Raw genomic sequence first — 9,593 nt, forward strand, 5'->3', positions numbered from 1 at the left:
GCGACTGTTGAGGACCTGCGCGAGGTGCTCGGTGTCTAATGTCGCCGCCGAGGCGGCGGCTCCGGTGTCTAATGTCGCCGCCGAGGCGGCTCCGGAGTCTGATGCCGCCGCCGAGGCGGCTCCGGAGTCTGATGCCGCCGCCGGGGCGCCTCCGGTGCCCGAGCCCCTGCACGTCACCTTCATCTGCTCGGGCAACATCTGCCGGTCGCCGATGGCGGAGAAGATGTTCGCCCACCAGATCAGCGAGCGCGGGCTGGCCGACGAGGTGCGGGTCACCAGCGCGGGCACCGGCGACTGGCACGCAGGAGAGGGCGCCGACAACCGCGCGAACCGGGTGCTGCGCGAACACGGCTACCCGACGGAACACCGGGCTAGGCGGATCAACGAGGATCATCTGTCGGCCGACCTCGTGGTGGCGCTGGGCCGGAACCACGAGCGGATACTGCGCGATATGGGCGTTTCACCGACCCGGCTGCGGATGCTGCGGTCGTTCGACCCGAAGTCGGGTGCGCATCCGCTCGACGTCGAGGATCCCTACTACGGCGCACACGACGACTTCGAGGACGTCTTCGGCGTCATCGAGGCCTCGCTGCCGGGTCTGCACGAATGGGTGGACGAACAGCTCGCGGACCGCGGAATCGCCAGCTGAGGCCGCCGATGAACGAAACGAAGAGGCGAAACCGGACCCCGCGATGGGCCTTCCTGTTGCGGCCAGGCTGGCTCGCGTTGTTCGTCGTGGTGATCGCCTTCGCCTACCTGTGCTTCACTGTCCTGGCCCCTTGGCAGCTCGGCAAGAACACCAAGACGTCCCGGGAGAATTCACAGATCTCGCGGTCGCTGACCGCCGAACCCGTTGCGCTGACAAGCGTTCTGCCACATCAGGATTCATCGGCAGCCGACCAGCAGTGGCAGCGGGTGACGGCTACCGGGCGCTATCTTGCCGACCGCCAGGTGCTGGCCCGGCTGCGGGTGGTCGAAGGCGATCCGGCATTCGAGGTGCTGGTGCCGTTCGCCGTGGACGGCGGCCCGACGGTGCTGGTCGACCGCGGATACGTGAAGCCTGAACAGGGTTCGCGGGTTCCGCCCATCGCGCCGGCACCGAGCGACAAGGTGACGATCATCGCGCGGCTGCGCGATTCCGAGACGGCTCCCACGGGCAAGGCGCCGTTCCGCCAGGACGGCGCTCAGCAGGTGTACGCGATCGACACCGCGCAGGTATCCACGCTGGTGGATGTTCCGCTGGCCGGGTCGTATCTCCAACTGGTCGACAAGCAGCCGGGTGGCCTCGGCGTGGTCCCATTGCCGCACCTGGACGCCGGCCCCTTCCTTTCCTACGGTATCCAGTGGATCGCGTTCGGCATCATCGCGCCGATCGGGTTGGGTTACTTCATCGTTTCCGAGATCAAGGCTCGCCGACGGGAGAAGGCCGCGGCGGAGGCCAGGCCCGCTAGCGCGCCTCTGACCACCGAAGAGAAGCTCGCCGACCGCTACGGCAGGCGACGCTGACCGCCACCGTCGCCAACACCGCGCTCGCGAATTGAACGGCACGAGACAGTTGCACGCCCCGTTTCAGATCGACGATCAGCGGCGCAGGCCCGTCGCCGAGGGTGGGCCGGATCTCCAACTCGTGCGCGTACTGCGTCGGCCCACCGAGCCGGACGCCGAGCGCCCCCGCGAAAGATGCTTCCGCGACGCCCGCGTTGGGGCTCGGATGCCGACCGGCGTCGCGCCGCCACGCCCGTACCGCATCCGAGGGTGACCCGCCGGCCACGGGCGCGCAGAGCGCTACCAGCACACCTGTGACACGGGCGGCGACGATGTTCATGAGATCGTCGAACCGTGCTGCGGTCCAACCGAATCGACGATAGCGAGGCGAGCGATGACCGATCATCGCGTCGAGGGTGTTCGCGCCGCGATAGAGCAGCAGCGCAGGCACACCACCGGTCGCGGCCCACAGCAGCGGCGCCACCAGGGCGTCGGACGTGTTCTCGGCGACGGATTCGAGCGCAGCGCGCGTCAGCCCGTCGACGTCAAGCGCCGCCGGGTCGCGTCCGCACAGCGACGGCAGCAGACGCCTGGCGGAATCGATGTCATCGCACGCCAGCAGGTCTGCCATCCGTTCACCCGTGCGCGTCAGCGACGTGCCGCCGAGTGCCACGAATGTCGTCGCCGCCGTGAGAGCGACCGTCCATGCAGGTCCGCGTCGAGCCGCGGCCCGCTCTGCACTGACGCCCGCCATCGTCAGCGCACCGAGCAGCACGCCCGTGTGGACTGCCCCGGCCCACCGGCCATCCGCGTAGGTGAGTCGCTCGAGGCAGGCGGCGGCACCACCGAACAGCGCCACCGGATGCCCGCGCCGCGGGTCGCCGAACGTCAGGTCGGCCACGTAGCCGGCCGCGATACCGGCCGCACGGCCCAGACACATCGGCGCAAACACGCTGCGAGCGTCTCACAAGGTGATGTACTCCAGAGATGAGGCTGGGCCCACCGCGGCGGCCGACCCGGGTGGTGGATCTGATCAATCCTGCGGCGGTGCTGGCCCCCGCGGCCAACGTCATCATGCAGCTGTCCCTTCCCGGCGTCGGCTATGGCGTGCTGGAAAGCCCGGTAGACAGCGGGAATGTCTACAAGCACCCCTTCAAGCGCGCCCGCACCACCGGCACCTATCTGGCCGCGGCCACGCTCGGGACGGACGCCGACCGTGCGCTGATCCGCTCCGAGGTCGACAAGGTGCATGCACAGGTGCGGTCGACGAAGTCAAGCACGTTGCCCTACAACGCATTCGACCCGCGGCTCCAACTATGGGTGGCGGCCTGTCTGTACCGGTACTTCGTCGATCAACACGAATTCCTGTACGGCCCACTGGACGACGAGGCCGCCGATGCGATCTACCGGGACGCCAGAAAGCTGGGCACCACGCTGCAGGTCCGCGACGACATGTGGCCTGTCGACCGCATCGCGTTCGACGAGTTCTGGAAGCGGATGCTCGACGAGCTGCACATCGACCCGCCGGTGCGCGAGCATCTGCACGGCGTGGCCGCGATGGAGTTCTTACCCGCGCCTCTGCGGTTGCTGACAGGCCGCTTCAATCTCTTTGCCACCAAGGGTTTTCTGCCCCCGCAATTCCGGGCGCACATGAAGATGTCATGGACTGCGACTCAACAGCGCCAGTTCGAACGGCTGCTGACGGCGCTGCGGCTCGCCGACCGGGTCATTCCCCGCGAGGTATGGATCCTTGGCTATCGAACGTATCTGTGGGACATGCGTGCTCGCGCACGCCGAGGAAAGAGAGTGGTATGACAGCACTGAACCATGTCGCGGTCACCGTGCGCGATATCGATGCGAGCGCACCCTGGTATCAAGCGCTGTTCGATGTCGATCCGGTTCTCGACGAAAACACCGATGCCGGCTTCCGGCACGTGGTGTGGGCGTTCGACAACGGCACCCTGTTCGGTATCCACCAGCACGATCGGCCGTTGGAGGGTGGGCGATTCACCGAGTTCCAGGCAGGCCTCGACCATGTCGGCTTTGGCTGTGCGGACCGCGCGGAGTTGGACACGTGGGTCGAGAAGTTGAACAAGCTCGGTATCGAGCACGGCGGCATCGTCGACGCCCATTACGGCAGCGGGCTGAGCTTCCGCGACCCCGACGGCATCGCGCTCGAATTCTTCGCACCGCCTACGCGATAGCCGAAGGCCGATGACGGCGGCAGCGGCGTGCCACACGTGTGGCACTGAACTGCTCGCAGACGCCCAGGCAATGATGGGCGCGGGATAGCGGCTGCGCACAATGCGCAAAACGCGTGGATCGACTCTTTTGCGACTTGCGCGCACAAGCACGACACCCACAACCACGGTTCGTAATCTCAACGGCACAAGCAGATTTCATCGAGAAAGAGCTCGAAGAAAGCGAACCGTGAGGAACGAATCATGGAGAACATCAAGACTTTTGTCGGCACCTTTGCAGCCGGCGCCGCGATCGCCGCGGCGTCCCTGTTGACGGTCGCCGCGCCGGCCTCGGCGGCCACCCAGGCGGCCGCACAGCAGGCGGGCACCGCCACAACCGCTCTGCAGCAACGGCAACAGGGTGCGCGGCCGGTCACCGTTCCTAAGCGACACGCGCCGCCATTGCCAGCCGAAGAGCAGCGGGAGCAGCATTTGCAGCGCGGGAAGACCCAGAAGCAAGCGGGGCAGCAGCAAGCGAAACAGCCCGCGCAGAGCACCGATCCCGGGCAGTTCCTGCCCGACCCGCCCGTCGTCACCCCCGAGGGGTGACCTAGGGCGAGGTGCGGTGGGCGCGGACGGTATCGAACCGCCGACCGCTGGTGTGTAAATGCCGAATCAGACTGTCTGCCGCGTTTCAGATGGTGCCATAACGTCGGGCAATGCCCAGCTCAACGGGCGTTTCGTGGCCACCCTGTCCACGCTTTGTCAGCCTGTTTTTGCCGTCTTGGCACACTCTTGACGCAACAGGGGTTGGTCGTCAGGCGTTCGGTCGCGTGGGTCGGACAATTCCGGAACTTCGGTTCAGGTCGAGCGGAAGGTCAGCGCGACACCGTGCACGCAGCCGGCTGTAAACCAGTCAGAATTTTCACTGGTCGGGCTGGCGAAGCAAACTTCCCCGCGTTCCACAAAAGTGATCGCGTGTGCTGGTGGTGCGAATATTAATGAATACATGATGCAGGCTTAAAGTCACGTCCTCGGTGCCATTTTTATTTCCGAACGCAACATTTACGGTTCCCGAAATGAAGCCGGTGTTTCGCTGCAGCCGACGACTCTCCCGTATCTCCGAATCGTGTTGAGGCGGAAGGCCTCCAGCTGCGACGATCGATGGCAATTCGCCCTGCCAAGACGGTCGAGAACAGCATGATTCCGTCGAGAAAGGGCCGTTCAAGCGTGGGCAATTTAGAGGGAATTGTCATCGTGCCGCGGAGGGGACCGAATGGCGGTACCTTGTGCTATGACTTCTCTGGGGGAAATGTGCGCTAATCGCCGTGCGATCATCGCGGCGCTGCCTGGGCTAATTCTGCTACCGGGTGCGGTCGCGGCCTGTTCGTCGTCAGAATCATCGCCCGCTGCCCCCTCTCCCGCTGCCGCGGACGCCGGTGATCAATCCGCAAGATCACAGGCCACCGCTTTGAACGCGGTCCAGGTACAGCAGTCGCAGGTGCCGGTCGGTACGGCTGTCGTTGTCTCCGGGTACGTGGTGGCACAACCGGTGTCGGGCCAGTACGTCGCTTACTCTGCAGCGTGCACCCATCGAGGAGTCACGGTCAGTGCCGGGAACGGAACGACGCTGCACTGTCCTGCCCATGGCAGTGAATTCGATGGCGCAACTGGGGCGGTGCTGATCGGCCCGGCAAGCAGTCCGTTGGCACCGGTTCCGGTCAACGCCAGCAACGGTGTTCTGACTATCGGGTAGTGGTGGGGTATCCGGCCGCGATATCCCGGACCCTGGGAAAGATCACCATGAAGGCCGCATGAGTCCCGGCGCGAAATCACGAATTTCGTGGAGTGATCGCAAACAACCCGGCACCGGCTAACCCTGCGCCGCCTGCCATGGTCAGTCCTAGCCACCTTTTGGCTGGCGGCATGTGAGGCCAGGCGCCGGCGATTCCCGCGACGTCGCTACTGTCTGCCAGTAATCCGGCAATCAGCCCGGGCCGGACGGACTCGCCGTTGCGGATCGCGGTCACCAGTCCGAGTCCGATTCCGAGTTCGCGGCCCCCCATGCCGCGCAAAAACGCTGTCGCGTCCGGCGTGGCGCCGCCGTCGCCGGCAAGTAACCTGCCGACTGTCTTAGGCGCCGCCAGCGCAGCTAGGCCAAAAATAAGACGTGCACAGGTGTACAGCGTTACCGGGCGCATATCGTCGGCCTACCGATCCACTCGCGTGCCCGGTCGAGCACGGCATCGGGTTCAAAACGTTCCATCGACCACTTGTCGGAACGAACCGTGCCCCGGGAGCGGTAGCGATTCATAATGCCGACGTGGTGAGGCAGGTTGATGAACCGCTCGAGGCTGTCGTCGTTGTCCCACACTGATATCGAACCCGCACGCATAGCCATTGGCAGCGACCACAGCCACAGTCCGAGTGCACCGCTCATGGCATACCAGCCCAGCCGCATCCGTAGCCCCTTGACTGCCACCGTCGGCAGGTCGCGGCGGTGCTGGACGCGAAATTCGGTGACGCTGACGATGATTGGCTCGGTAGTCGTCACGCAGGGACCGGGCATCCACGGCAGGATCAAAGGTGCCGAAAAGATTTCGGCAGAGTTGTCGGGTGCTATCACGGCTCTAGCCTCAGCCTAGTATTGGTCTATGTCACGGTCCAATAGCACCTTTTCTAAACGGACCAATTCATCCGACACCGGCTTTCCGATGGAGATCCTGCTCCAAGTGGACCGGTCAAGGCGCGGCGTGCGCCAACAGCTCACCCAGCAGTTGCGTGCAATGATCCGAGACGGCCGGCTAGCGGCGGGCACGCTGCTTCCTCCATCGCGCGTCATGGCGAGCGATCTCGACGTCGCACGAAGCGTCGTTGTCGACGCATACCAGCAGCTCGCCGCGGACGGATACGTATCGGCCCGGCAAGGGTCGGGCACCCGAGTGTTGCCACTGGTCCAAGCTGAAGTCCTCGATCGAACAGCCGCGCCTGAATCACGTTCTGTAATGGGCTTGTTCGGCGGGTTGCCCGACCCGACACTGTTCCCGCGAGTCGAATGGCTACGCCACTATCGAGCGGCGCTGCACGACATGCCCAACGCGCAACTGGGATATCCGGGACCATTCGGGACACTAGAGCTACGTCACGCTCTCGCCGACTACCTCACCCGCGTTCGCGGCGTCGCCGCGGCACCCGAGCGCACCATTGTCTGCGGCGGCGTCACCCAAGCGATTGTGCTGGTCTGCCGTGCTTTACGGGCGGGCGGTACCCACACCATCGCGATGGAGGATCCCGGTTTCGGTTTGCACCGCCAAGCCATTGCCAACACGGGTTTGAGGGTGGTGGGGCTCCCGGTCGATGACGACGGCCTGCAGGTGCACAAACTCGCCGACCTTGACATCGGCGCGGTACTTGCCGCTCCCGCCCACTCCTACCCGACAGGTGCTGTCTTGGGCACGGCGAGGCGTGCTGCCCTGCTCAAATGGGCTCACGAGCACGACGGGCTGGTCATCGAGGACGACTACGACGCCGAGTTTCGCTATGACCGCGTGTCCCTCGGTGCACTACAGGGACTCGCACCTGAGCGGGTGGTCTACGCCGGATGCATCAGCAAAACACTGAGCCCGGCACTACGACTCGGGTGGATGATCTTGCCGCGCTGGCTGGTCGACGGCGTCGCTCATCAGAAGCTCCTCGATGACATGGGAACCACAGTCGCGGAACAACTTTCGCTCGCGCGGTTTATCGAGACAGGGGGCTTTACTCGCCACCTGCGGCGGGTGCGACCGATCTATCGGCGCCGGCGCGACACCATGCTCGAGGCGGTCGCGACATCTCTGCCCGCGGCCGTGCCAAAGGGCATCGCCGCGGGTATGCATCTGTACGTCCAGCTGCCTGACTGGTGTGACGAAGCGCGTCTCCTCGATGCAGCCCGTACGCGAGGTCTTCTTATCGAAGGAGCCAGCTGGCACTGGTCCGCACAGCAGTCCGCGCCACCGGCGCTCATACTTGGCTACGGAGCTATTTCCGAGGCCACAATCCACAACGCGCTTAGAAGACTCGGATCGATATACCGAACCCAACGGCGGCGGCTATGACTGCCGCAGGGCGTCGGCGTCGGGTGAACCGCTCGCCGTCCTGAAACCACAAACATTGGTGGGCGCGAACTATATCGAACCGCCGACCGCTGGTGTGTAAAGCCGAATCAGACTGTCTACCGCGTTTCATGCGGTGCCATTGGGTCCTGAAAGGCCCAGGTCAGCGGGTCGTGCATGCCCACCCTGTCTACGGACTTTCAGCCTGTTTCGGCGCGTCTTGGCACATTCTTGGCACAACGGGGGTTCCGGTTATCAGGTCTCGGGTGCGTTTAGCGGCGCCACGCATGGGTCTCCGATACGCCGGACGGCCTGACACCGCTGTGGAACGGGCTTCCCGCCTACGCCAGGACAAGCAGCGCGCCGCTGCTGGTCATCTCGTGGACGCTCCGACTTAAGCTCGAGGGGCCGTAGTAGCAGCACTCATGAAAACCAGCATCAATCTTCAGCGGCGACCGGCGTTTCCCTTCCGCAGTCTGTGCCGGTGCTCGTAATGGATTCGACGTCGACAACCTCCTGCGTTCATCCGCGTCGACTTTGGCCGTTGTTCGGCAAGGACGCACGACCGGCGTCATCGCTTCGTAGAGTCAGCAGCATGCGCGCGATTTCGCCGGCCGTTTCATCGCGCATTCATGAGCCATTCCGGGCGCGTTGGGGAGCGCCCGGGTGATAGCGGACGCTGTCAGCAAGCTGCAGGGCGAGCTGGCCCGCTTCGGTTACCTCGCGGATGAGGGGCTGGCCACTGCAATCCACCTCGCCGTGCGGTTGAGGCGGCCGTTACTGCTGGAGGGTGAAGCCGGGGCCGGCAAAACCGAGGTCGCCAAAACCTTGGCGCGCTGGTCGGGGGCTGAGCTGTTGCGGCTGCAGTGCTACGAGGGCATTGACGTGTCCCAGGCGGTCTACGAATGGGATTACGCCCGCCAGCTGCTGCACCTCAAAGCGGCGGAAACCGGTGGCCCGCAGGCTCTGGCCGCCGCCGAAGATGAGCTGTTCTCCGAGAGGTTCCTGGTCCGACGACCACTCTTGCGAGCCCTCGACAACCGCGACGGTCCTCCGCCGGTGCTGCTGATTGACGAAATCGACCGTGCCGACGACGAATTCGAGGCGTTCCTGCTGGAAATCCTGTCCGATTTCGCCGTGACGGTGCCCGAGCTGGGAACGTTCGCCGCGGAGGTTCCGCCTGTTGTGGTCTTAACCTCCAATCGCACCCGCGATCTGCATGACGCGCTCAAACGACGCTGCCTGTACCACTGGGTCGATCACCCCGACATCGACAGGGAAGTGGCCATAGTGCGGCTGCGTGTGCCCGAGGCGAGCCAGCGGCTGGCCCGGCAGGTCGCTCGCGCCGTCGGCGCGTTGCGGGAGCTCGACCTCTACAAACCCCCCGGAGTGGCTGAAACGATCGACTGGGCCCGCGCGCTGGCCGAACTCGGCGAGCAGGAGCTCTCCGAAACCGATGTCGAGCACACCCTCGGCTGGGTGCTGAAGTACCGCGAAGATATCCAGAAGACAAGGGCCGCAGGAGTTGACGCCATCGTGCGGGCGGCGGCCGCCGACGGTGTTTGACGGCGCGGATCGGCTCGCGGTGATCTTCGCGCGCCGGCTACGGGCCGAAGGCATGACCGTCTCCACCGGCTCGGTGGCGGTGTTCATCGAGGCGCTCAACGCAGTGGACCCGCTCGACGGTCACAACGTGTACTGGGCGGCACGCGTGGTTCTGGTGAAGCGACCCGAGGACATCGACGCCTTTGATCGGGCATTCGCGTCGTTCTGGCTTGGCGGAACGGGAAACTCCCCGCCCGCCGCGGTGGCCGCCGAGGAGAGGGCCGGTGTC

At 65.0% G+C, this 9,593-nt stretch carries 10 protein-coding genes and 1 pseudogene; 9 read left to right on the forward strand and 2 right to left on the reverse strand.

The features are described 5' to 3' along the window. The first annotated feature begins 154 nt into the window (after positions 1-154). Positions 155-649 (forward strand): low molecular weight protein-tyrosine-phosphatase, encoded by a 495-nt coding sequence (locus tag QOC76_RS11470; RefSeq protein ID WP_526356967.1) that lies wholly within the window; start codon positions 155-157, stop codon positions 647-649. An 8-nt stretch (positions 650-657) separates the two neighbouring features. Further along, positions 658-1,506, forward strand: coding sequence for an SURF1 family cytochrome oxidase biogenesis protein (locus QOC76_RS11475; RefSeq protein WP_526356959.1), 849 nt, complete (start codon positions 658-660; stop codon positions 1,504-1,506). Here QOC76_RS11475 and QOC76_RS11480 read toward each other — a convergent pair. Next, positions 1,448-2,425: a cobalamin biosynthesis protein gene (locus QOC76_RS11480; RefSeq protein ID WP_526356968.1), complete on the reverse strand. Its 978-nt coding sequence runs from the start codon at positions 2,423-2,425 to the stop codon at positions 1,448-1,450. The genes QOC76_RS11475 and QOC76_RS11480 overlap by 59 nt on opposite strands. Positions 2,426-2,472: 47 nt before the next feature. Here QOC76_RS11480 and QOC76_RS11485 point away from each other — a divergent pair, with 47 nt between their 5' ends. The 4 genes from QOC76_RS11485 (at position 2,473) to QOC76_RS11500 (ending at position 5,421) form a co-directional block, all read left to right on the forward strand. Continuing rightward, on the forward strand, positions 2,473-3,300 hold the full coding sequence (locus QOC76_RS11485; RefSeq protein WP_526356960.1) for an oxygenase MpaB family protein: 828 nt from the start codon (positions 2,473-2,475) through the stop codon (positions 3,298-3,300). Continuing rightward, the gene (locus QOC76_RS11490; RefSeq protein WP_526356961.1) at positions 3,297-3,689 is read left to right on the forward strand and encodes a VOC family protein; all 393 of its coding nucleotides are present in this window, start codon (positions 3,297-3,299) and stop codon (positions 3,687-3,689) included. The genes QOC76_RS11485 and QOC76_RS11490 overlap by 4 nt, the downstream gene beginning before the upstream one ends. Positions 3,690-3,929: 240 nt before the next feature. Next, complete coding sequence (locus tag QOC76_RS11495) at positions 3,930-4,274, forward strand: hypothetical protein (protein WP_526356962.1); 345 nt, start codon at positions 3,930-3,932, stop codon at positions 4,272-4,274. Positions 4,275-4,977: 703 nt separating this feature from the next. Beyond that, positions 4,978-5,421, forward strand: a complete 444-nt coding sequence (locus QOC76_RS11500; protein WP_526356963.1) for a Rieske (2Fe-2S) protein — start codon at positions 4,978-4,980, stop codon at positions 5,419-5,421. Positions 5,422-5,853: 432 nt separating this feature from the next. Here QOC76_RS11500 and QOC76_RS11505 read toward each other — a convergent pair whose 3' ends face one another. After that, complete coding sequence (locus QOC76_RS11505) at positions 5,854-6,219, reverse strand: hypothetical protein (protein WP_526356964.1); 366 nt, start codon at positions 6,217-6,219, stop codon at positions 5,854-5,856. A gap of 178 nt (positions 6,220-6,397) precedes the next feature. Between QOC76_RS11505 and pdxR the strand changes: the two genes are divergently transcribed. The 3 genes and pseudogenes from pdxR to QOC76_RS11520 all read left to right on the forward strand — a co-directional run. Continuing rightward, entirely contained in the window at positions 6,398-7,762 is a 1,365-nt protein-coding gene (pdxR, locus tag QOC76_RS11510) for a MocR-like pyridoxine biosynthesis transcription factor PdxR (RefSeq protein ID WP_526356965.1), read from the forward strand. A gap of 663 nt (positions 7,763-8,425) precedes the next feature. Further along, on the forward strand, positions 8,426-9,325 hold the full coding sequence (locus tag QOC76_RS11515) for an ATP-binding protein (RefSeq protein WP_526356966.1): 900 nt from the start codon (positions 8,426-8,428) through the stop codon (positions 9,323-9,325). Continuing rightward, positions 9,318-9,593, forward strand: a pseudogene (locus QOC76_RS11520) (vWA domain-containing protein); the annotation flags it as partial. The gene QOC76_RS11515 and the pseudogene QOC76_RS11520, both read left to right, overlap by 8 nt.

Source organism: Mycobacterium sp., assembly GCF_032159565.1.
Classification (GTDB): domain Bacteria; phylum Actinomycetota; class Actinomycetes; order Mycobacteriales; family Mycobacteriaceae; genus Mycobacterium.